Raw genomic sequence first — 20,623 nt, 5'->3', positions numbered from 1 at the left:
CGCGCCCCGGTTCTTTTTGACTCTTCTCCAGCCATTCCGACGGAGTTCCCATGGCACTATCCTGGCTGTTGCTCATCCTGCTTGCATTCGCAGTGATCGGATATTTCGCAGGGCGGTCCCGCGCCCTTGCAAGCGCAGGAGGAGACGCGCGCGATCTGCACTCTCTGCCGTCGTACTATGGCTATAATGTTGCGCTGACGGCGCTGGTGCCGGCGCTTGGCATTTTGGTCGTCTGGTTGCTGGCGCAGCCGATGATCGTAAACAGCACAGTCACCGGCATGATCCCCGACCACGCGATCCCTGAAGGCGCTGACCGCGGCCTGATCATGAGCGAGGTTCGGCGCGTTTCGAACGGGTTGGCCGGGGCCGTTGCGACCGGCGCGCTGAGCGAAGCGCAGGCTGGGAATGCCGATGCCGATATTGCGGAGCTGACCCAGACGTTGAAAGACTCAGGTCAGGTCCTGACACAGGAGATTACCAAACCTATTCTGGTCGCGGCCCAGAAATACCGCAGCATGACGTCGACCGGAACGATAGCCATGCAGGTGATCGTTGTGATCGTCGCGCTGTTTGGTGCAGCCTTTGCCTATATCCGAACGCACAAGGAATTCCGCGCCCGCAACGTAGTGGAACAAGGCGTTCTGGCGCTGTTGCTGCTGGCGGCTTCGATTGCGATCCTGACAACGGTGGGCATCGTTTTGTCCATGTTCTTCGAGACGCTGAACTTCTTCCAACTGCACTCGTGGAAAGACTTCTTCTTGGGTAGCACATGGGCCCCGAACTTCCGTGGCGGCTCGGAACTGTCGATCCTGCCGCTTCTGTGGGGCACGCTCTATATCTCGGTGATCGCGTTGTTGGTGGCGGTGCCGATTGGCCTGTTCGCCGCGATTTACCTGTCGGAATATGCCTCAGGCGCGACCCGCTCCATTGCCAAGCCATTGCTAGAGATCCTCGCCGGTATCCCGACCATCGTTTATGGTCTTTTTGCCTTGCTGACGGTTGGTCCTGCGCTGGTGTCGATGTTCGGCGAAGGCGGGGCGCTGGGAGTGGGCTGGATGGCCAGCTCGAACGCGGTGCTAACTGCGGGTTTGGTTATGGGCATCATGCTGATCCCGTTCGTGTCGTCGCTGTCCGATGACATCATCAATGCGGTGCCGCAGTCTATGCGCGATGGCTCTCTGGGGCTGGGCGCGACGCATTCCGAGACTGTCCGTCAGGTGGTGCTGCCGGCCGCGTTGCCTGGGATCGTCGGAGCGATCTTGCTGGCCGCCAGCCGCGCCATCGGTGAGACGATGATCGTGGTGATGGCTGCCGGTGCAATCGCCAAATTCTCGGGCAACCCGTTCGAGGCAATGACAACGATCACCACTCGGATCGTCAGCCAGTTGACCGGCGATACCGACTTTGCCAGCCCTGAAACGTTGGTTGCGTTCGCGCTGGGTCTGACCCTGTTCATCATTACGCTGGGGCTGAACATCTTCGCCCTCTACATCGTACGCAAATACCGGGAGCAGTACGAATGACCGATATTTCCCAAACGCCCGCTGCTGCTCCGGCTGCGAAACCCAAAAAGGGGTCGTTGTTCGAGCAAGACGCACGGACCAAAAAGCGCAATGCAGCCGAATCCCGGTTTAAGATGTATGGGATTGCTGCCATCGGTATCGGCCTGCTGATGCTGATCGTGCTGGTTACAAACATTGTGACCGCAGGCACCGGCGCGTTCCAGCAGACGTTTCTTGAACTGAATGTTGAGCTGAAAGAAGACAAGCTGGACAAGAAGGGCAACCGCAATATCGAGGATATCAAGAAGGTCTCGACCTTTGGTTACGCGCCGCTGATCGCCTCGGCGATTGAGACGGAAGTGCAAGAGCTGGGTATCCAGACCGATCTTTCGCCCAAGGACATGGGTAAAATCCTGTCCAAAGCCGCACAGGCCGAGCTGAGGAACTATGTGATCGCCAACCCTGATGAGATTGGCAAAACTGTCAGCTTCCGATTTTTGGTCAACAGCCGCGTCGATGGGTACATGAAGGGCCGCGTGACCCGCGAGTCCATCGCTAATGACAAAAGCATCACGGTTGCCCAGCTGGATTTCGTAGATCAACTGCGGGATGCGGGTGTGCTGTATAAGGCGTTCAACCCCGATTTCATCTTCGGCTCGGACGCGTCCGACCAACGGCCCGAGGCTGCGGGGATCGGTGTTTCGATGCTGGGATCGCTGTTCATGATGTTCGTGGTGCTGGCTTTGGCGCTGCCGATTGGGGTGGCCGCCTCGATCTATCTTGAGGAGTTTGCGCCGCAGAACCGGCTGACAGATATCATTGAGGTCAACATTTCGAACTTGGCCGCTGTGCCTTCGATCGTGTTCGGTATTCTGGGTTTGGCCGTGTTCATCAACTACATGCATCTGCCGACCTCGGCACCGCTGGTGGGTGGTCTGGTTCTGACGCTGATGACTCTGCCGACGATCATCATCTCGACGCGTGCGTCGTTGAAGGCGGTTCCGCCGTCGATCCGCGATGCCGCACTTGGGGTAGGGGCCTCGAAAATGCAGGCGGTGTTCCACCATGTCTTGCCGCTGGCCGCGCCCGGTATTCTGACCGGCACCATCATCGGTCTGGCGCAGGCGCTGGGGGAAACCGCGCCGCTGCTGCTGATCGGGATGGTGGGCTTTATCGCCTCGAACCCGCCCGACGGGCTGGTGGCGGGCTTCCTGTCACCGAACTCGGCCATGCCGGCGCAGATCTACGAATGGTCCAAACGCGCTGACCCGGCCTTTTACGAACGCGCATGGGGAGGGATCATCATCCTGTTGATCTTCCTTGTGACAATGAACACCATCGCGGTCATCCTGCGCCGCCGCTTTGAACGCCGCTGGTAAGGGGCTTATTATGAACGACATGACACGAGTGGAGAGAGCCGTGGACTCCAAAGCCATCAAGATCGCCGCGAATAATGTGCAGGTCTACTACGGTGAGACGCACGCTATCAAAGACGTCAACGTCGAGATTGAAGACAAGACCGTGACCGCCTTTATCGGCCCGTCGGGCTGCGGCAAGTCTACCTTCCTGCGCTGCTTGAACCGGATGAATGACACGATCGACATCTGCCGGGTTCAGGGCGATATCCTGCTGGATGGCGAGGATATCTATGACAAGCGCGTCGATCCGGTACAGCTGCGCGCCAAAGTGGGCATGGTGTTCCAGAAGCCGAACCCTTTCCCTAAGTCGATCTATGACAACGTAGCCTACGGCCCGCGCATCCACGGCCTTGCCAAGAACAAGGCGGAACTGGATGAGATCGTTGAGAAATCCCTGCGTCGCGGTGCGATCTGGGATGAGGTCAAGGATCGTCTTGACGCCCCCGGCACCGGCCTGTCGGGTGGTCAGCAGCAGCGCCTGTGCATCGCCCGCGCCGTCGCGACCGAGCCCGAGGTTCTGCTGATGGACGAGCCTTGCTCGGCCCTGGACCCGATTGCAACTGCGCAGGTCGAAGAACTGATTGACGAGTTGCGCTCGCGTTATTCGGTGGTGATTGTGACCCACTCGATGCAGCAGGCCGCGCGAGTCAGCCAGAAAACCGCATTCTTCCATCTGGGCAACCTCGTCGAGTTCGGCGAGACGGGTCAGATCTTCACCAACCCCGAAGATCCCCGCACCGAAAGCTATATCACCGGCCGGATCGGCTGAGGACAGGTATCTGATCATGACCGAACAACATATTGCATCCGCCTTCGACCGCGATCTAGAAGCCATTCAGGCCCACATCATGAAGATGGGCGGGCTGGTCGAAGCCGCCATCATGGGTGCGGCCCGGTCGCTGGAAACGCGCGACGAGGAACTGGCGCAACAGGTCCGCGCAGGCGACAAGGCCATCGACGCGCTTGAGGAACTGATCGACGAGGAAACCGCCCGCCTGATCGCGCTGCGTGCGCCAACAGCCAGCGATCTGCGTCTGGTTCTGTCGGTTCTTAAAGTCTCTGGCAACCTTGAACGCATTGGCGATTATTCCAAGAACATCGCCAAACGTACCACGGTTCTGGTTAATGCGGGTGAGATCAACGGTAGCGCCGCAGCCTTGCGTCGCATGGCGCGTGAAGTCGAGCATATGCTGCGCGACGCGCTGGACGCGTACATCCAGCGTGACGCAGAATTGGCGACCGACGTGATCAACCGCGATGAAGAAGTGGACCAGATGTATAATGGTCTGTTCCGCGAATTTCTGACCTTCATGGCAGAAGATCCGCGCAACATCTCGTCCTGTATGCATCTGCATTTCATCGCCAAGAATATCGAGCGTATGGGCGATCACGTCACCGCAATCGCCGAGCAGGTCGTGTATCTGGTGACCGGCGAACGCCCCGCCGAAGCGCGGCCAAAGGCCGATGTAACCTCGCAATCCGTCTGAGGAGATTTCTGAGATGTCTGCCGATCAACCCACAGTGCTGGTGGTCGAGGATGAACTGGCCCAGCGTGAAGTGCTGGCTTACAATCTTGAAGCGGAAGGGTTCCGCGTATCCAAGGCGGCTAATGGCGACGAAGCCATGTTACTGGTGGACGAAGACAGCCCGGACATCATTGTCTTGGATTGGATGATGCCCAACCTGAGCGGGATCGAAGTCTGCCGCCGCCTCAAATCACGCCCTGACACACGCTCGATTCCGATCATCATGCTATCGGCCCGCACTGAAGAGGTCGATAAGGTGCGCGGTCTGGAAACCGGTGCTGATGACTATGTAGTCAAACCCTATTCGGTGGTTGAACTAATGGCACGGGTGCGGACGCAACTGCGCCGCGTGCGCCCGGCGACGGTTGGTATCCGATTGGAATTCGACGATATCATTCTGGACTCTGAAACTCACAAGGTCAGCCGCGGCAGCAAGCCTTTGAAACTGGGCCCGACTGAATTTCGGCTGCTGAGCACGTTTATGGAGAAACCGGGCCGTGTCTGGAGCCGTGAGCAATTGCTCGATCGGGTTTGGGGTCGCGATATCTATGTCGACACCCGAACGGTGGACGTCCATATCGGTCGCTTGCGTAAAGCTTTGACGCAACATGGCGGCGACGACCCAGTTCGAACCGTTCGCGGCGCGGGATACGCGTTGGGGTAGGGTGCGCGCTACCCTATGAGTTTTACTCATGAGGAAATGCAAAACTCTTTCTGTCCTTTGGCGCATCACCGGGTTAGGTTGCGCCGAAGCTGACAGAGCGGAGAAGCCCCATGAACGCCCCAGATACCAAACCGACCTTGCGTGCCAAAGATGCGCCGGACCTTGGGCGATTTGCGTGGGAGGACCCATTTCGCCTGTCTGATCAGTTGACTGAAGACGAACGGATGATCGCCGACAGCGCGCGGGCCTATGCGCAGGAGAAACTGCAAACGCGGGTTCTGGAAGCGTTTCAGAACGAGGAAACCGATCCCGAGATTTTCCGCGAGATGGGCGAAATGGGCCTGCTGGGCACCACAATTCCCGAAGAATATGGGGGTATCGGGGCAGGGTATGTCGCCTACGGTCTTGTCGCGCGCGAGGTTGAGCGTGTGGATTCCGGCTATCGCTCGATGATGTCGGTGCAAAGTTCATTGGTGATGTACCCGATCTATGCCTATGGCAGTGAAGAACAGCGCCGCAAATACCTGCCGAAACTGGCCAGTGGTGAATGGATCGGTTGCTTTGGCCTGACAGAGCCCGATGCGGGCTCTGACCCGGCGGGAATGAAAACTCGAGCGGAAAAGATCGGCGGCGGCTACCGTTTGACCGGTAGCAAGATGTGGATTTCAAACTCTCCAATCGCTGATGTTTTTGTCGTTTGGGCCAAGTCCGACGCACATGACGGGAAGATCCGGGGCTTTGTGCTTGAAAAAGGCCTGAAGGGCCTGAGCGCGCCGAAGATCCAGAACAAGATGAGCCTGCGCGCCTCGATTACCGGCGAAATCGTGCTGGACGGAGTTGAGGTTGACGAGGGCGCTTTGCTGCCCCACGTACAGGGGTTGAAAGGACCGTTTGGCTGCCTCAATCGCGCCCGGTATGGTATCAGTTGGGGTGCCATGGGGGCCGCGGAATGCTGCTGGCACGCGGCGCGTCAATACGGGCTGGATCGCAAGCAATTCGACAAACCCTTGGCGCAGACACAATTGTTCCAACGCAAACTGGCGGACATGCAGACCGAAATCGCGCTTGGTTTGCAAGCCAGCCTGCGTGTTGGTCGTTTGATGGATGACGCTGCTGCTGCGCCCGAGATGATCTCGATCGTAAAACGCAACAATTGCGGAAAAGCGTTGGACATCGCGCGGATGGCACGGGACATGCATGGTGGCAACGGTATCTCGCTGGAATTCCAGGTGATCCGCCATATGGTCAATCTGGAAACCGTGAACACCTACGAGGGGACGCATGACGTGCATGCGTTGATCCTGGGGCGTGCGCAAACGGGCCTGCAAGCCTTCTATTGAGTTTCGCGTAATTGGTATTATGGTAAAATAATGCCTGCGCGTGATTTGAACTTTGCACAGTTCCTCAAAGCCTTACGATGCTCTCCTGATAACCACTTCAGGAGCGCAATATGCAATTGAACGGAAAAACCATCGTCATAACCGGCGCCGCTGGTGGTATTGGTAAAGGTCTCGCCGAGCGGTTTGCGCAGCTTGGTGCAACGGTCGTCTGCTCGGATGTTGACCTGGACGCAGCGGAACGCGTTGCGCGCTCCATCGGTGGTCACGCTCTGCACTGCGATGTGTCCAGCGAAGATCATGTGAAGGCCTTGATCGATGCCGTCGAAGATCAGATCGCGCCAATTGATCTGTTTTGCGCGAATGCTGGGATTTTGACGCTCGGCGGTTTTGATACACCCGATGCGGATTGGGATCGAACGTGGAAGATCAATGTCATGTCCCATGTCTGGGCCGCGCGACATTTGGTTCCAAAGATGCTGGCACGCGGCGGCGGCTATTTTTTGATGACCGCATCGGCTGCCGGGCTGTTGAATCAACCTGGTGCTGCGCCGTATGGCGTCACAAAACACGCAGCCGTTGGATTTGCCGAGTGGCTGGCGCTGACATATGGGCGCAAGGGTTTGAAAGTTTCGGTTCTGTGCCCACAGGCGGTGCGTTCAGACATGACCAAGGGATACGAAGTGTCTGTCGCGTCGATCGACGGTATGCTCGAACCGTCCGAGGTCGCGGAAGCCTGTGTTCAAGCCATTGAAGCAGAGCAGTTTCTGATCCTGCCGCATCCGCAGGTTCTGGACTATATGCGCCACAAAGCTACCGATTATGATCGGTGGCTGGGCGGAATGCAGAAGCTAAATCAAATTTTTATCGAGGATAATTGATCAAACTACCGCGCTCGTCGCATCAACCCTTCCTGTGCGATAGATGCAACCAATATGCCGTCCTGTGTGTAGATTGAACCACGATTGAAGCTGCGACCTCGACCGCCCCAGGGCGAATCCATAGAATACAGATGCCACTTGTCGAAATGCACCGGTGCGTGGAACCACAAGGCGTGATCCAGGCTGGCTCCGTTGACCTCACCGGTAAACCAACTCAGGCCGTGGGGTCTTAGCCCCGAGCTGAGTAGGTACATGTCCGAAGCATAGGTCAACAGCAATTGCTGGGTGATTTGGTCCCTGCCCTGTGCGGCGTTCATTCGAAACCAAATGGCGTTTCGATCGTCGGACTTGTCAGGCGCGAACAGGTCCAGATGGTGGACTTCGCGTACATCGATCGGACGGTCGCGCATCAGCTCGGATCGCAGACGTTCGGGAACGCGATCCAGATATTGTCGTCTGACCTCGGACCGCGCGGGCAATCCCTCGGGGCCAGAGATGTCGGGCATTGGATGCTGGTGGTCCCAGCCGTCATCTGCAATATGGAAGGAGGCCGACATGTTAAGGATTTGTTTCCCGTGTTGGATCGCAATGACTCGGCGGGTGGTGAAAGAACCTCCATCTCGGGCTCGATCTACTTGATAAATAACGGGAATTGACGGATCGCCGGGGCGAATGAAATAGGCGTGCAAAGAATGGCACAGACGGTCTTCCACGGTACGGTATGCAGCAGACAGGGCCTGGGCGACGACTTGTCCACCAAATATCCGCGTCGGCGTTTCACCGCCCGACCCTGTGCCACGAAACAGATCAACCTCAAGCCGTTCCAAAGACAACAGATCCAGAAGAATATGTTCGGCTTCGGTCATGTGGGGCTCTCCGATCTGTCTATGACATGGCGTAACAGGCTGCTGAAGGTCATTCAATCATTGCCCCAAGGACAAGCCCCTTGAGTTCCGACCGTGACGGATAGGAACTAGACGGCGATAGCTGCGTAAAGAAGACGACAGTCACGTCATTGCTGCGGTCGATCCAGAAAAAGGTCGAGGCCATGCCGCCCCAACTGAAATCTCCCAAAGAGCCCGGTGTGGCTGTTCGGCCCGGATCAATCACCACCGAACCGCCAAGGCCAAAGCCGGTACCTTCCATCGGTTGTTCCGCAAAACTACTTGGACCCATCGAGGCAATGTCGCCCGCTAAGTGATTGCGCATCATGAATTCTACCGTTCTGCTGCTGAGCAGGCGGTGTCCATTCCCCTGCCCCTTATTTCGCAATATCTGGACGAATTTAGCATAGTCGTCGATTGTGCCGACCAAACCGCCGCCCCCAGAGCACATGGTGGTGTCGAGAAAGGCAGAATCTTCGTAGCTATCTGTCAAACGCAGGCTGTCACCACCGGTCTCAGCCGAATTCAGATCCATCGCATTGCCAGCTAAGGGCGTGTAGAGTGATGCAAAACGGTCCCCGGCATCTTTGGGAACAGTAAATCCGGTCTCAGACATACCCAGCGGGTCAAAAATCTCTTCCTGAAAGAACTGATCCAGCGTTTTGCCAGACACGATTTCCACGACCCGGCCGATCACGTCGATGCCCACCGAATATTCCCAACGCCTGCCGGGATGGAATGCCAGCGGCAGGTCAGCGAGCGCAGTCACCCGGTTCGCCAAAAGACCCTCACGCGGGCCAAAGACGATGGATTGATTTTCCATCGCACTCGGCAGCAGCCCGGGGTTAAACGGATAGCTCAAACCACTTGTATGGGTCAGCAATTGATGCAAGGTCGGGGTTGTCGAGGGTTCTGTTTGGTCCATCCGGCTTGCGCCCGGCACAAGGGCATGCATATTCGAAAACTCTGGAAGAAAGTCAGATACCTGCGCGTCGAGGTGAAAGTTTCCGCGTTCGGCAAGCATCATCAATGCCACAGACGTCACTGGCTTGGTCATTGAATAAATTCGGGCAATCGTGTCGCGCTGGAAAGGCAAGCTCTGCTCCACATTCCGAAGCCCGCAGGCGTGGAAGAACGCCTCTTGACCCTGATGGTGGATCAGGACGGAGCTTCCTGCATACTTCCGCTCATCCACATAGCGTTGCATCCACGTCGGAATGCGCCCGAGGCGGGAAGGGTCGAGCGTGGTCTGACTGCACATGTGGACGTCCTGACATTGCCTATCAATTCCCCGGATTTTGCCGGGCGTGGTCACCTAACGCAATGGGGATGCAGCTATTTCCATATGGCTGTTACACTCAACGGGTTAAAGAATCGACGAGTCGGGATGGAAGGATCAAAATCATGTCACAAACTCTGGATTTTATATATGATTTTTGCAGCCCGAACGCATTTCTGGCTCATAAGGTGATGCCAAAGCTGGTGGCGGATCATGGGGTGCAGATCAACTATGTGCCAGTTCTTCTGTCGACAATTTTCAAAGCGACAAACAACCAAAGCCCGTTTCAGGCATTCTCGGAAAACCGTCAGAAAACTGCTTACCTGACCCATGATCTCCATCGCTATGCCCGTCGGCGCGGCGTAAGTTTTCATATGAGCCCCCATTTTCCGATCAATACCAAATTCGCCATGCGCGGAGCGGTCTTTGCCTCGGGAAAACAATGGGAAGCCAAATACATAGACGCGATCTTTGATGCTATCTGGGTGCATGGTCAAAAAGCAGATGAGATTACGGTGCTGATGGATATTCTGCAAGACAACGAACTGCCTGTCCGAAAACTGCGCGAAGCGATGACGGAGCCGGACATTAAGCAGCAACTAAAGGATCAGTCCAAAAATGCGGCCAAGCGCGGTGTTTTTGGTGTTCCCACATTTTTTGCAAGCTCCGAGATGTTTTTTGGCAAAAACAGCTTGCCCAATCTGGAACTAGAATTGTCACGTACTGTGTGAGTTTGCGCCCTCAAGCGCTTTCAAGCCATACTGGGCAAACATCGGAACATAACCACCTAATTTTCTAGCTCTTTCCGGGTCCGAGGCATTACCGTCCAAGGCGCGTTTGTAGACACCTTGCAGGATACCGGCCATGCGGAAAAAATTGAAAGCAAGGTAGAATCCGAAGTTGTCGATGCCGGGCAGTCCACGGCGCTTGCAATAGGCTGCAATGAACTCGTTGTCCGACGGTAGGCCGAGGCTGGATCGGTCGATGCCTGCCAGGCCCCGCCCCTCTTTTCCCGGTGGCATTTGCCACTGCATGATCACAGCCGCCAGATCGGCATAGGGGTGGCCGATCGTAGAAAGTTCCCAGTCCAGAACGCCAATACAACGGGTGCCGTTCTTTTCGAATAGCATGTTGTCAATGCGATAGTCCCCATGAACCAGCGTTCTCTGGCCGTCATCAGCAGGCATTGACGCGTCGAGTAAAGAAATCAGTTGGTCCATCTGAGCAATGGTTTTGGTCTCGGACGCGCGGTATTGCTTGGTCCAGCGTGAGATCTGCCGTTCGAAATAATTTCCCGGCGGTCCAAAGTCGGAGAGGCCCACGGCCTGGATATCGACCATGTGGAGCTCGGCCAATACGCGGTTCATCTCTTCAAAAACACCGGCGCGCGTTTCCTTGGTTTCGCCTGTCATAGTCGGCTCAAGGAAGTTACGACCGTCCAGGCGCTCCATTACGTAAAAGGCCGATCCAATGACGGTGTCGTCCTCGCACAAAAGGAACATTTCGGGCACCGGCACTCGACTGTTCGACAGGGCTTTTTGAACCCGAAATTCTCGGTCCACGGCATGAGCGGATTTTAGGAGTATGCCAGGAGGTTTACGCCGCAAAACATAGACTTGCGTCGGTGTCTTCAATTCATATGTTGGGTTGGACTGACCGACGGCGAATTTAGTGGCCTCCAACGGGCCTCGATAGCCGTCGAGATGCGCGCTGAGATAGGCATCAACGGCCTTCAGGTCCAATTGCGTGTCCGTGGACATATCAGTCTCCTTACCGCTCACAGGGCCTCTGCGAAGATATTTCCCGCGGTCACCACATTAATCCCACCCGAAACCGGGATGACGGCTCCGGTGACATAGCTGCCGCCGCGACCACACAGAAACAGCATGCAGCCCGCAATATCTTCATCCGCGCCGACCCGACCCAGCGGAACTGACTTTCCGACTTTGTCGCGGGTGGTTTCATCGGCAGTGGCAAAGGCGGTCATACGCGACACAAACGGCCCCGGTGCCAAGGCGTTGACTGTGATGTGGTAGGGCGAGAATTCCTTGGCCATGATCTTGGTCAGGTGCAAAACCGCTGCTTTAGAGGCTGAATAGCTGTAGGCGCCGTCGCCCATCGGTACCTCACCCATGACCGATCCCACATTGACAACACGGGCCGGATCATCGGCCGAACCTGATTTCATAAGCGTTGGCAACAGTTTCTGGGTCAATTCGAATATACCTGTTACATTCACCGACATGACCTTATCCCAGGCCTCATAAGGGAACTGCCCCATTGGCGCACCCCAAGACACGCCTGCGTTATTCATAAGGATATCAAGCTTGTCCGTGCGGTTGTGAACCTCGTCCACCAGCGCATCCACACCCTCTTTGCTACCAACGTCACCGGCAAACCCCTCTGCGCTGCCGGGCGCGTCCAGCGTATTGAGTTCGGCTGCTACGGTCTCGCACGCGTCCTGCTTGCGCGAGGCGATGAGAACCCTTGCACCGGCCCGTACCAGGGCTTCGGCGGCCATGCGGCCAATTCCCGTGGCACCGCCAGTTACCAGGGCTGTCTTTCCCTCTACCGAGAATAGGGATTCGGGTGTCATCGGGTGCTCCTCGTGTTTGTTCATTTGGCGCTCGCATGGTGTCTGCATACGCGTACCGCTGCAACGTCATATCCTTGACAACGTATCGGGCTGCGCCAAACTTCCTCCTGTAGGAATAACAGGGATAACGGGGTCAACATGCAAGCTTTACTCAGCGTCGCTCCGGGTGGACCAGAAACTTTGGAACTGACCACCCTGCCCGATCCGCAGCCGGGCAAGGGCGAGTTGTTGGTGGGCGTCAAAGCCGCCGGGGTGAATTTTCCTGATACGCTGATGATCCGGGACCTCTACCAGATCAAACCGCCGCGCCCTTATGCTCCGGGTGGCGAGATTGCGGGTCAGGTGCTGGCGGTAGGTGAAGGTGCCGCTGGGTTCGAAGTCGGCGACCGTGTGTTGGCGCTGACCGGCCATGGCGGCTTCGCAACACATCTGACGATTCAGGCTTCGACTGCGGTGAAGTTCCCGGATTCCATGCCCTTTGAGGATGCCGCGTGTTTCATCTTTACTTACGGCACCTCTTATCACGCTCTGAAGGATCGCGCGGCGCTGAAGGCTGGCGAAACCCTGTTGATTCTGGGGGCTGCGGGTGGAGTAGGAACCGCTGCCATCGAATTGGGCAAGGCAATGGGCGCGCGTGTCATCGCCGCCGTGTCATCGGAAGAAAAAGCCGCGTTCTGTCGACAAGTTGGGGCGGATGATACAATCGTTTACGCGACCGAAATGGATCGGGACGCGCAAAAGGCTTTTTCATCCGATATCAAGGCGTTGGCTGGGCCAGTTGGTGTCGATGTTGTCTATGACGCGGTCGGCGGAGACTATGCGGAACCCGCATTGCGTGCGATGGCGTGGGGTGGTCGTTTTCTGGTGGTGGGATTCCCGGCTGGGATTCCCAAAATTCCGCTGAACCTGCCACTGTTGAAAGGCTGTCAGATTGTCGGAGTGTTTTGGGGCGCTTCGGTCTTTAGAGACCCTGCAGGACACGCGGAGAATGTGCAGGAACTGTTCCAGTTCTACGACGCTGCCAGGATCAAGCCGCAAATCAGCACGACGTTTCCACTGGAAAGAGCCGCTGAGGCTTTGTCCTTACTATCCGGGCGCGGTGCCTTGGGCAAAATTGTCGTGACGATGCTCTGACAACCCTACAATAAGAGCGGGCCGGTGTTGCGTTGCAGCACTGCGTTCGGGCAACCAGGAAAGTGACGCAGCGCTGGCGGTGGACAAGGGGACCCATTGGCGTTTAAGAACCAAAAAAACGGGAACAGTGAAAAAAATGCGTAAAGCTCTGATTTTAAACGGCCCGAACCTGAATCTGCTGGGCACGCGTCAGCCAGAGGTATATGGTAAAACAACCCTGAAAATGGTTGAGGAAATATGCGTAACGCACGGAGAAACAATCGGTTTCGAAGTCGCGCACATGCAGTCGAACCATGAAGGTGCCTTGCTGGACGCGATCCACGCAGCCAAAGGGACGCAGGACGGCATCATCCTGAACGCCGGTGCCTATACCCATACGTCTATTGCGCTGATGGACGCTATCGCCTCGGTCGAGCTTCCCACCATCGAGGTGCATCTGTCAAACATCCATGCACGCGAGAGCTTTCGCCATACCTCGTATATCTCGAAAGTCGTCGTCGGCCAGATTTGTGGCTTTGGTGCGCAAAGCTACATCCTGGCGTTGGACGCGCTGGCTGGGTTCCTTGACCGTGAGGGCGCTTAATGAGGCTGAGTGAGTATCTTTATTTCCTGAGCTACACCAAAACGCTTGAGGAATTGTGGGATGCCCACTGCCGCCAAATGGCTGAATACGGCTTCGACCGGCTGTTGTACGGGTATACGCGCTACAAGACCCCGACCTCGTTGGGCGACCCGGAAGATTTTGTCATTCTCACCAACCATACCAAACCCTATCTGGATGGGTTCCTGCGCAGTGGGCTGTATTTTCATGCGCCGATGCTGAAATGGGCGCTGGAAAATGAAGGTGCGGCCAGTTGGCAGATGACGCAGGATATGATGATGTCCGGCGCTTTGACTGCGCAGGAGTTGGAAGTGCTTGAGTTCAACCGCTCGAAGGGTGTTGTTGCCGGGTATACGGTTAGCTTTACGTCAGTGTCGGCGCGGTCGAAAGGTGCGATTTCTCTATCTGCCTGTGGCGCACGGTCTCAGGAAGATGTGGATGCAATCTGGGCAGAGCACGGCGAAGATATTTTGCTGATGAACAATATGGCGCATCTCAAGATCCTGACCCTGCCTTACAACGCTCCAAACAGAGCTCTGACAAAGCGCCAAAGAGAGGCGCTGGAGTGGGTCGGAGATGGAAAAACCACGCAGGATATCGCGCTGCTGATGGGCCTGACAGCAGCCACTGTTGAGAAACATTTGCGTCTGGCGCGTGAGTCGCTGGCGGTCGAAACCACAGCCCAGGCGGTTCTGAAGGCATCTTTTCAAAATCAGATGTTCGTGATGGAGGCCTAAACCCCAATTTTTTGACGCTTACCTGCGTCAATTTACCTAGGGTAAGGAAAACATTACTTTTCGACTATGACCCGTAGTTGCAAAATGAGAGCGTTCCGTGAGTGGTGGCTTTAGCCTGGGAACATTTGGTCGGATCTTTGTGATTTCAGGGCTCTCCGGCCGCTCTGACACAGGGGCGTCTATTCGTCCACGTACCTATGTCGGAAATCCGGGGGGCCTCGACCATCCCCATCATGCGGGGCCCCCCAACCCTATCCTTCAATGCCAGGCGCTTCGGCGTCTTTTTTTGTGCGCGCAGGAAAAAACCGGCCACGCCTTGCGCGACCGGTTCTTAAAGTGTCCCGGACCCCAAGAGGTCCGGAAAATCGCTTAACCCTGGGCTGCTTTTGCAACTTCGGCGGCGAAGTCTTCTTTTTCCACCACGATGCCTTCGCCAACTTCCAGACGGATAAAGCCGGTGATGGTTGCGCCTGCTTCTTTGGCGGCTGCTTCAACGGTCAGGTCAGGGTTCACAACGAACGACTGGTTCAGCAGAGTCGATTCAGCCACGAATTTCTTCATACGGCCTTCGATCATCTTCTCGATCACCTGCTCCGGTTTGCCGGATTCGCGGGCGATGTCCATCTGAACCTGCTTTTCCTTCTCGACGACCGCCGGGTCCATGTCGGCCTCGGACAGAGCTGCCGGGTTCACAGCTGCGATGTGCATCGCAACCTGCTTGCCGATCGCTTCGTCACCACCGGTCAGAGCAACCAGAACGCCGATTTTGCCCATGCCGTTGGTGGCTGCGTTGTGGACATAAGACACAACTGTGTCGCCCGACAGCTTCGCCATGCGGCGCACCGACATGTTCTCACCAATAGTGGCGATCTTGTCGGTCAGAGTGTCGGCAACGGATTTGCCACCCAAGTCAGCCGCCAGCAGAGCGTCAACATCTGCAACGCCTTCGGCTGCAAATGCGATCTTGCCGACCATTTCCTGGAATTCAGCGTTCTTCGCAACGAAGTCGGTTTCCGAGTTCACTTCGACAGCAACACCGTTGCCACCGTTGACGTGAACAGCAACCAGACCTTCTGCTGCGGTACGGCCCGATTTCTTGGCCGCTTTCGCCAGGCCTTTGGTGCGCAGCCAGTCAACGGCCTCGTCCATGTTGCCGCCGGTTTCGGTCAGGGCTTTTTTCGCGTCCATCATGCCTGCGCCTGTGCTGTCGCGCAGTTCTTTAACCATTGCTGCTGTGATTGCCATCTTTTGGCTCTCCTCAATTCAAACGGAATTGGGGCAGGTCATACCCTGCCCCATGTGTCAATTACGTGACGGGCAGCTTACGCTTCAGCCGGAGCTTCAGCGGCTTCTTCTGCAACGACTTCTTCAACCGGTGCTTCTTCGAATGCACCCAGGTCTACGCCAGCAGCACCCATCTGAGCGGTCATGCCGTCCAGAGCGGCGCGAGCGGCTAGGTCACAATACAGACCGATGGCGCGGGCTGCGTCGTCGTTGCCGGGGATGATGTAGTCAACACCGTCGGGCGAGCAGTTGGTGTCGACAACAGCCACAACCGGGATACCCAGCTTGTTGGCTTCGGCGATGGCCAGTGCTTCTTTTTTGACGTCGATGACGAACAGTAGATCAGGAACGCCGCCCATCTCGCGGATACCGCCCAGCGAAGCCTGCAGCTTCTGTTGGTCACGCTCCATGCCCAGACGCTCTTTCTTGGTCAGGCCTTCTGCGCCGGCTTCCATTGCTTCGTCGATCTGGTTCAGACGGTTGATCGACTGGGAAACGGTTTTCCAGTTGGTCAGCGTACCGCCCAGCCAGCGGTGGTTCATGTAGTACTGAGCCGACTTTTCAGCCGCTTCGGCGATCGGGCCAGCGGCCTGACGCTTGGTGCCAACGAACAGAACGCGGCCACCTTTTGCAACGGTGTCACGAACAGCCTGCAGAGCCTGATCCAGCATCGGAACGGTCTGGGTCAGGTCCATGATGTGGATGCCATTGCGCGAGCCGTAGATGAACGGGCCCATGCGGGGATTCCAACGCTGTGTCTGGTGACCAAAGTGAACGCCAGCTTCCAGCAGCTGACGCATGGTGAACTCGGGAAGAGCCATGCTATTTTCCTTTTCCGGTTTACGCCTTGGCGGGGGTGAAAGAAGCGGATGCTCCAACCGGCGGGCCTGATGAGGATGTCTCCCTGCAAAAAGCCCAAACCCCGCCTGCGGGTTTGAATGGCGCGCGTATACGGCAGGTTTTGGCACAGTGCAAGAGGCTTTCGCCCCTATTTTTCAAGCCGGGCCAAGCTATGGGCATGACGCACGGCTTCCTCGCAATGAGCAGCCAGCGCTTTGCGGTTTTCAAAATCGCTGACCTTGGCGGGTGTGTGATAGATCAACTCGACCCAGCCTTGCCGACGGGCGCCCAGCGTTTTCAGCAGATGTGGGCCAAAATCCATATCTCCCCACCAGCCATAGAACCGGTCTGGTTGGCCGACAGGCGCATGATAGATCACGGATACCGGCTGCACATACATGAATTCGCGCAATTCATCTGTAAAGAACGCTGCGAAGAGTGTTGTTTTAAAGGGCAAAACCCTGATTCCATCGGTCGAGGTGCCTTCCGGGAAAAACACCAGTTTATGACCGGCGGACAGGCGTTCCTGGAACAACAAGGTCTGTTCGCGCGCCTTTTTACGGTTGCGTTCGATGAAAACCGTACCCGTGGCCCGGGCGAGCCAGCCGATACCGGGCCATTTCGCCACTTCGGCTTTCGAGACGAAATAGACCCTTTTGCGAGCATTAAGTGCGAAAATATCCAACCACGAGGAGTGATTGGCCACCACTGCCCCACGTTGCGTCATCAACTCACCCGAGCTGCGGAACCCCATTCCTAGAATGCGAAAAGCGTTGCGACATACAAACTGTGTGATGAAGGGCGTGATGGGGCGGCGGACACCGTAAATCGGTCGTTCGATCAGGCGGAGGGTCAGCAGAATAATCAGCCCGCCAAAGACCAATGCCGCCAAAGGCAGACCTCGCAGAATGACCAGAATCCAGCCGATCAGGCCCAGTTCAATGGGATCAGGCGCGTCTTCGCTGTGCCAGGATGCGTCGCTCAAGGGTTACGCTCCGCTATAGATGCGCCGTTGGCGCTCGTTCATGCGCGCTGTGTCTAGGATCAGGCACACGTCCGTTGTGTTGAAGGCATGGTCGATGAAAGCGCCCTCGCCCACGAACCCGCCCAGCCGAAGATAGGCTTTGATCAGCGCTGGAACCTGTACCATGGCAGCACGGCGATCCAGCGCATCCACGCCCACCAAATCCATCGACTGAAACACATCAGGCTGTGCCCGCACCCTCAGGTCTGGCGGCGCGAGGTGGTTGTGATGCAGCATAGATAAAGGCTGCGCTAGCGCCTGAATATCGGTGCCGTGAAAGCTGGCAACGCCGAACAGAACTTCGATCTGACGCGCGTTTACATAGGCGGCCAGACCGTTCCACAGATGATACATTGCCGTGCCGCCGCGATAATCCGGGTGCAGGCAGGATCGCCCCAATTCCAACAGCTTGCGACCGCTGTCTTTCAGGACGCTCACATCATATTCGTCTTCGGAATAAAACTGCCCCAGATCTGCTGCACGTTCACCCGGTAACAGCCTGTAAACGCCCACAGTTTCGCCCGTCTGGTCGTCGATGACCAGCATATGGTCAAAATACGGGTCGAACCGGTCCTGCTCTAGCCCTGTGTCGTGGTCCACCATCTCTCCGCCACCGCCCAGTTCGCGCACGAAGACGTCATAGCGAAGCCGCTGCGCGGCACGCAGTTCGGCCTCGGTTTCGGCGAGTTTGACGGTGAAAGATGGGCCTGTACCCGACATCAGAAAGTCCCTGTGGTTTCAGGGCTGATACCGCAGGTGTCGGGGGAATGGCAACATCGCCTGAACCGGTTGGATGTTAACCTTTCCTAAACCAGTTTCACGGATCAAAGACGGGCATCAGGGCGATGCGCGATCCGTCAATCACCACCTTTCCCTGCTCGCGGAAGTTCACGGTGATCTTGCCGCCGATATTGGACTGCACCTGTCCAATGCCCCAATCGGGGAAATCGGGGTGGCGGACAAACATGCCCGGTGCAAGAATGGCATTGAGGTCTGACATGACTGGGCTCCGGGTCCGGCGGCAGATACAGCAGGAGGTACGCATGAGCGCAACAGACGTCAACCTGGCCGAGCTGATCGGCTCGCGGATCTGTCATGATCTGATCAGCCCGATCGGGGCGATTACCAACGGGTTGGAGCTGCTGGAAATGGTTGGCGGCACCCATGGCCCCGAGATGGAGCTGATTTCGGGCAGTGTCGGCAGCGCTGGCGCGCGTATCCGCTTTTTCCGTGTGGCGTTTGGATCGGCCAGCGATCAACCCCTGGGCCGGGCCGAGGTCAGCGCCCTGCTGAAAGATGTTGAAGCTGCAGGCCGTGTGCGCGTGAGATGGAACCTGACCGAGGCGGTGCCGCGCAATCAGGTCAAACTGGCGTTTCTGGCGTTGATGTGCTGCGAAAGCGCGATGCCCTTCGGGGGTGAGGTGACGATCCGCAACGATGTCGATCAATGGACCGTGACGGGCGTGGCAGACAAACTGAACATCGACAGCGATCTGTGGAATAACCTGCCCAACGGTCGGTTTGCTGATAAGGTCACCCCCGCCAAGGTGCAATTCGCCCTTCTGCCGGAAACGGCGCATGCGATGCGGCGGCGGATTACGGCGGAAACCACCGCAACCCGCGTCGAGATCAGGTTTTAGGCGCGGACCGTCCCGTTGCCCCGCACAAGGTATTGAAAACTGGTCAGTTGGGCGGCCCCAACCGGCCCACGGGCATGCATTTTGCCGGTGGCAATCCCGATCTCGGCACCCATTCCAAACTCGCCGCCATCGGCGAACTGGGTTGAGGCGTTGTGCATCAGGATCGCGCTGTCCAGCCTTTCAAAGAACCGGGCCGCAGTTTGCGTGTCTTCGGTCATGATACAGTCGGTGTGGTTCGAGCCATATTGGCGGATATGTGCAATAGCCGCGTCGATATCCGCGACGGGCTTGGCGGCGATGATACTGTCGAGAAATTCTTTGCCCCAATCCTCATCCGTCGCTTTCAACGCACCGTCAAGAGCCAAGGTCCCCTCGGCATGAACCTCGACCCCGGCGGCCAGCAGGGCGGCGATCACATCGCGTCCCAGCGTCTCGGCTACGTCCTGATGGATCAAAAGGCACTCGGCGGCACCGCATATCCCCGTCCGACGGGTTTTGGCGTTTAGAACGACCTCAAGCGTTTTGGCCGGATCGGCGGCTTTGTCGATATAGATATGAACGATGCCTTCGAGATGGGCAAAGACAGGCACGCGGGCTTCGCGCTGCACCAATCCGACCAGCCCCTTGCCACCACGCGGCACGATCACGTCTACAAAGTCCGTCATGGTGAGCAATTCCTGAACGGCTGCTCGGTCGCGCGTCGGCACCAGTTGAATCGCGTCTTCAGGCAGGTTTGCGGCCTTCAGACCCTCGACCAAACAAGCATGGATCGCGCCAGACGAATGGAAGCTTTCCGAGCCCCCTCGCAGGATCACCGCGTTGCCCGATTTCAGGCATAGCGCACCTGCATCCGCTGTCACATTTGGGCGGCTTTCATAGATCACTCCGATCACACCCAAAGGCGTGCGCACGCGCTGGATATGCAGCCCCGAGGGCATGTCCCATTCGGTCAGAACCTCGCCCACCGGGTCGGTCTGATCCGCCACCGTGCGCAGCCCATCGACCATCCCCTGAATTCGGGATTCGTCCAGCATCAGGCGGTCCATCATCGCCGGGCTAAGGCCCTTGTCGCGCCCAAATTCCAGGTCCTTCTTGTTGGCTTCGATAATCTCAGCGCGGCGAGCCCAGACGGCCTCGGCCGCGGCGATCAGAGCGGCGTGTTTGCGTTCTGCACTGGCAAAGGCCAACTCAGCAGCAGCAGCCTTGGCGCGCGCGCCCAAATCGGCCATCAGGGCGGGAATGCTGTCGAAATCCTTCATCTTGGGTGCCTTTCCTG

22 protein-coding genes are annotated in these 20,623 nt (G+C 57.1%); 12 read left to right on the top strand and 10 right to left on the bottom strand.

Annotation, left to right across the window (positions count from 1 at the left end):
- Nucleotides 1–50: 50 nt before the first annotated feature.
- The 7 genes from pstC to ACR0C5_RS00835 all read left to right on the top strand — a co-directional run bounded on the left by pstC (nt 51) and on the right by ACR0C5_RS00835 (nt 7,328).
- Nucleotides 51–1,523: a phosphate ABC transporter permease subunit PstC gene (gene pstC, locus ACR0C5_RS00865; RefSeq protein WP_480873844.1), complete on the top strand. Its 1,473-nt coding sequence runs from the start codon at nt 51–53 to the stop codon at nt 1,521–1,523.
- Entirely contained in the window at nt 1,520–2,881 is a 1,362-nt protein-coding gene (pstA, locus tag ACR0C5_RS00860) for a phosphate ABC transporter permease PstA (protein WP_170790907.1), read from the top strand. The genes pstC and pstA overlap by 4 nt, the downstream gene beginning before the upstream one ends.
- Nucleotides 2,882–2,891: 10 nt before the next feature.
- On the top strand, nt 2,892–3,689 hold the full coding sequence (pstB, locus tag ACR0C5_RS00855; RefSeq protein ID WP_170769756.1) for a phosphate ABC transporter ATP-binding protein PstB: 798 nt from the start codon (nt 2,892–2,894) through the stop codon (nt 3,687–3,689).
- Nucleotides 3,690–3,705: 16 nt separating this feature from the next.
- The gene (phoU, locus tag ACR0C5_RS00850; protein ID WP_170769755.1) at nt 3,706–4,407 is read left to right on the top strand and encodes a phosphate signaling complex protein PhoU; all 702 of its coding nucleotides are present in this window, start codon (nt 3,706–3,708) and stop codon (nt 4,405–4,407) included.
- 13 nt (nt 4,408–4,420) lie between these two features.
- Nucleotides 4,421–5,110: a phosphate regulon transcriptional regulator PhoB gene (gene phoB, locus ACR0C5_RS00845; protein ID WP_170769754.1), complete on the top strand. Its 690-nt coding sequence runs from the start codon at nt 4,421–4,423 to the stop codon at nt 5,108–5,110.
- A 110-nt stretch (nt 5,111–5,220) separates the two neighbouring features.
- Nucleotides 5,221–6,450 carry an acyl-CoA dehydrogenase gene (locus ACR0C5_RS00840; protein WP_480873838.1) on the top strand — a complete coding sequence of 410 codons (1,230 nt, stop codon included), beginning with the start codon at nt 5,221–5,223 and terminating at the stop codon, nt 6,448–6,450.
- Nucleotides 6,451–6,560: 110 nt separating this feature from the next.
- Entirely contained in the window at nt 6,561–7,328 is a 768-nt protein-coding gene (locus ACR0C5_RS00835) for an SDR family oxidoreductase (RefSeq protein ID WP_480873835.1), read from the top strand.
- A 5-nt stretch (nt 7,329–7,333) separates the two neighbouring features.
- Here the strand turns inward: ACR0C5_RS00835 and ACR0C5_RS00830 are convergent, their stop codons facing one another.
- Nucleotides 7,334–8,194 carry an acyl-CoA thioesterase gene (locus ACR0C5_RS00830; protein WP_480504314.1) on the bottom strand — a complete coding sequence of 287 codons (861 nt, stop codon included), beginning with the start codon at nt 8,192–8,194 and terminating at the stop codon, nt 7,334–7,336.
- A gap of 49 nt (nt 8,195–8,243) precedes the next feature.
- Nucleotides 8,244–9,473: a serine hydrolase domain-containing protein gene (locus ACR0C5_RS00825; RefSeq protein ID WP_480873832.1), complete on the bottom strand. Its 1,230-nt coding sequence runs from the start codon at nt 9,471–9,473 to the stop codon at nt 8,244–8,246.
- 143 nt (nt 9,474–9,616) lie between these two features.
- Between ACR0C5_RS00825 and ACR0C5_RS00820 the strand changes: the two genes are divergently transcribed.
- Nucleotides 9,617–10,222 carry a DsbA family protein gene (locus tag ACR0C5_RS00820; protein WP_480552130.1) on the top strand — a complete coding sequence of 202 codons (606 nt, stop codon included), beginning with the start codon at nt 9,617–9,619 and terminating at the stop codon, nt 10,220–10,222.
- On the opposite strand, the gene ACR0C5_RS00815 is transcribed toward ACR0C5_RS00820, so the two are convergent.
- A complete protein-coding gene (locus ACR0C5_RS00815) occupies nt 10,208–11,251 on the bottom strand; it encodes a phosphotransferase (RefSeq protein WP_480873827.1) in 1,044 nt (347 codons plus the stop codon). The two genes, ACR0C5_RS00820 and ACR0C5_RS00815, sit on opposite strands and share 15 nt — an antisense overlap.
- Nucleotides 11,252–11,268: 17 nt before the next feature.
- Nucleotides 11,269–12,087 carry an SDR family oxidoreductase gene (locus ACR0C5_RS00810; protein WP_480873824.1) on the bottom strand — a complete coding sequence of 273 codons (819 nt, stop codon included), beginning with the start codon at nt 12,085–12,087 and terminating at the stop codon, nt 11,269–11,271.
- 138 nt (nt 12,088–12,225) lie between these two features.
- On the opposite strand from ACR0C5_RS00810, the gene ACR0C5_RS00805 reads away from it, so the two are divergent.
- The 3 genes from ACR0C5_RS00805 (at nt 12,226) to ACR0C5_RS00795 (ending at nt 14,559) form a co-directional block, all read left to right on the top strand.
- Nucleotides 12,226–13,221: an NADPH:quinone oxidoreductase family protein gene (locus ACR0C5_RS00805; protein ID WP_480873821.1), complete on the top strand. Its 996-nt coding sequence runs from the start codon at nt 12,226–12,228 to the stop codon at nt 13,219–13,221.
- A gap of 136 nt (nt 13,222–13,357) precedes the next feature.
- Nucleotides 13,358–13,804: a type II 3-dehydroquinate dehydratase gene (gene aroQ / locus ACR0C5_RS00800; protein WP_480860375.1), complete on the top strand. Its 447-nt coding sequence runs from the start codon at nt 13,358–13,360 to the stop codon at nt 13,802–13,804.
- On the top strand, nt 13,804–14,559 hold the full coding sequence (locus ACR0C5_RS00795; protein ID WP_170769744.1) for a helix-turn-helix transcriptional regulator: 756 nt from the start codon (nt 13,804–13,806) through the stop codon (nt 14,557–14,559). The genes aroQ and ACR0C5_RS00795 overlap by 1 nt, the downstream gene beginning before the upstream one ends.
- A gap of 369 nt (nt 14,560–14,928) precedes the next feature.
- On the opposite strand, the gene tsf is transcribed toward ACR0C5_RS00795, so the two are convergent.
- The 5 genes from tsf to ACR0C5_RS00770 form a co-directional block, all read right to left on the bottom strand.
- Nucleotides 14,929–15,804: a translation elongation factor Ts gene (tsf, locus tag ACR0C5_RS00790; protein ID WP_170354186.1), complete on the bottom strand. Its 876-nt coding sequence runs from the start codon at nt 15,802–15,804 to the stop codon at nt 14,929–14,931.
- Between the two features lie 77 nt (nt 15,805–15,881).
- A complete protein-coding gene (gene rpsB / locus ACR0C5_RS00785) occupies nt 15,882–16,664 on the bottom strand; it encodes a 30S ribosomal protein S2 (protein ID WP_170769743.1) in 783 nt (260 codons plus the stop codon).
- Nucleotides 16,665–16,831: 167 nt separating this feature from the next.
- A complete protein-coding gene (olsA, locus tag ACR0C5_RS00780) occupies nt 16,832–17,668 on the bottom strand; it encodes a lyso-ornithine lipid O-acyltransferase (RefSeq protein WP_480873816.1) in 837 nt (278 codons plus the stop codon).
- Between the two features lie 3 nt (nt 17,669–17,671).
- The gene (gene olsB / locus ACR0C5_RS00775) at nt 17,672–18,427 is read right to left on the bottom strand and encodes an L-ornithine N(alpha)-acyltransferase (RefSeq protein ID WP_480873814.1); all 756 of its coding nucleotides are present in this window, start codon (nt 18,425–18,427) and stop codon (nt 17,672–17,674) included.
- A 97-nt stretch (nt 18,428–18,524) separates the two neighbouring features.
- Complete coding sequence (locus ACR0C5_RS00770) at nt 18,525–18,707, bottom strand: DUF3553 domain-containing protein (protein ID WP_170769740.1); 183 nt, start codon at nt 18,705–18,707, stop codon at nt 18,525–18,527.
- 43 nt (nt 18,708–18,750) lie between these two features.
- On the opposite strand from ACR0C5_RS00770, the gene ACR0C5_RS00765 reads away from it, so the two are divergent.
- Nucleotides 18,751–19,347, top strand: a complete 597-nt coding sequence (locus ACR0C5_RS00765; protein ID WP_480873811.1) for a histidine phosphotransferase family protein — start codon at nt 18,751–18,753, stop codon at nt 19,345–19,347.
- Here the strand turns inward: ACR0C5_RS00765 and ACR0C5_RS00760 are convergent.
- Complete coding sequence (locus ACR0C5_RS00760; protein WP_480873808.1) at nt 19,344–20,606, bottom strand: glutamate-5-semialdehyde dehydrogenase; 1,263 nt, start codon at nt 20,604–20,606, stop codon at nt 19,344–19,346. The genes ACR0C5_RS00765 and ACR0C5_RS00760 overlap by 4 nt on opposite strands.
- Nucleotides 20,607–20,623 lie beyond the last annotated feature (17 nt).

The sequence above is a fragment of the Ruegeria sp. N8 genome, assembly GCF_056531325.1.
The sequence above is the reverse complement of the archived record's forward strand: the minus strand, read 5'-3'. Positions and strand labels throughout refer to the sequence as shown.

Excerpts from the sequence above, each read along its gene's own strand:
- ACR0C5_RS00835 (WP_480873835.1), top strand. The coding sequence starts at position 6,561 with ATGCAATTGAACGGAAAAACCATCGTCATAACCGGCGCCGCTGGTGGT.
- ACR0C5_RS00810 (WP_480873824.1), bottom strand. The coding sequence starts at position 12,087 with ATGACACCCGAATCCCTATTCTCGGTAGAGGGAAAGACAGCCCTGGTA.
- ACR0C5_RS00805 (WP_480873821.1), top strand. The coding sequence starts at position 12,226 with ATGCAAGCTTTACTCAGCGTCGCTCCGGGTGGACCAGAAACTTTGGAA.
- phoU (WP_170769755.1), top strand. The coding sequence starts at position 3,706 with ATGACCGAACAACATATTGCATCCGCCTTCGACCGCGATCTAGAAGCC.
- pstA (WP_170790907.1), top strand. The coding sequence starts at position 1,520 with ATGACCGATATTTCCCAAACGCCCGCTGCTGCTCCGGCTGCGAAACCC.
- olsB (WP_480873814.1), bottom strand. The coding sequence starts at position 18,427 with ATGTCGGGTACAGGCCCATCTTTCACCGTCAAACTCGCCGAAACCGAG.
- ACR0C5_RS00795 (WP_170769744.1), top strand. The coding sequence starts at position 13,804 with ATGAGGCTGAGTGAGTATCTTTATTTCCTGAGCTACACCAAAACGCTT.
- pstC (WP_480873844.1), top strand. The coding sequence starts at position 51 with ATGGCACTATCCTGGCTGTTGCTCATCCTGCTTGCATTCGCAGTGATC.
- tsf (WP_170354186.1), bottom strand. The coding sequence starts at position 15,804 with ATGGCAATCACAGCAGCAATGGTTAAAGAACTGCGCGACAGCACAGGC.
- ACR0C5_RS00770 (WP_170769740.1), bottom strand. The coding sequence starts at position 18,707 with ATGTCAGACCTCAATGCCATTCTTGCACCGGGCATGTTTGTCCGCCAC.
- ACR0C5_RS00760 (WP_480873808.1), bottom strand. The coding sequence starts at position 20,606 with ATGAAGGATTTCGACAGCATTCCCGCCCTGATGGCCGATTTGGGCGCG.
- aroQ (WP_480860375.1), top strand. The coding sequence starts at position 13,358 with ATGCGTAAAGCTCTGATTTTAAACGGCCCGAACCTGAATCTGCTGGGC.
- phoB (WP_170769754.1), top strand. The coding sequence starts at position 4,421 with ATGTCTGCCGATCAACCCACAGTGCTGGTGGTCGAGGATGAACTGGCC.
- pstB (WP_170769756.1), top strand. The coding sequence starts at position 2,892 with ATGAACGACATGACACGAGTGGAGAGAGCCGTGGACTCCAAAGCCATC.
- ACR0C5_RS00830 (WP_480504314.1), bottom strand. The coding sequence starts at position 8,194 with ATGACCGAAGCCGAACATATTCTTCTGGATCTGTTGTCTTTGGAACGG.
- rpsB (WP_170769743.1), bottom strand. The coding sequence starts at position 16,664 with ATGGCTCTTCCCGAGTTCACCATGCGTCAGCTGCTGGAAGCTGGCGTT.
- ACR0C5_RS00765 (WP_480873811.1), top strand. The coding sequence starts at position 18,751 with ATGAGCGCAACAGACGTCAACCTGGCCGAGCTGATCGGCTCGCGGATC.
- ACR0C5_RS00815 (WP_480873827.1), bottom strand. The coding sequence starts at position 11,251 with ATGTCCACGGACACGCAATTGGACCTGAAGGCCGTTGATGCCTATCTC.
- ACR0C5_RS00840 (WP_480873838.1), top strand. The coding sequence starts at position 5,221 with ATGAACGCCCCAGATACCAAACCGACCTTGCGTGCCAAAGATGCGCCG.
- ACR0C5_RS00820 (WP_480552130.1), top strand. The coding sequence starts at position 9,617 with ATGTCACAAACTCTGGATTTTATATATGATTTTTGCAGCCCGAACGCA.
- ACR0C5_RS00825 (WP_480873832.1), bottom strand. The coding sequence starts at position 9,473 with ATGTGCAGTCAGACCACGCTCGACCCTTCCCGCCTCGGGCGCATTCCG.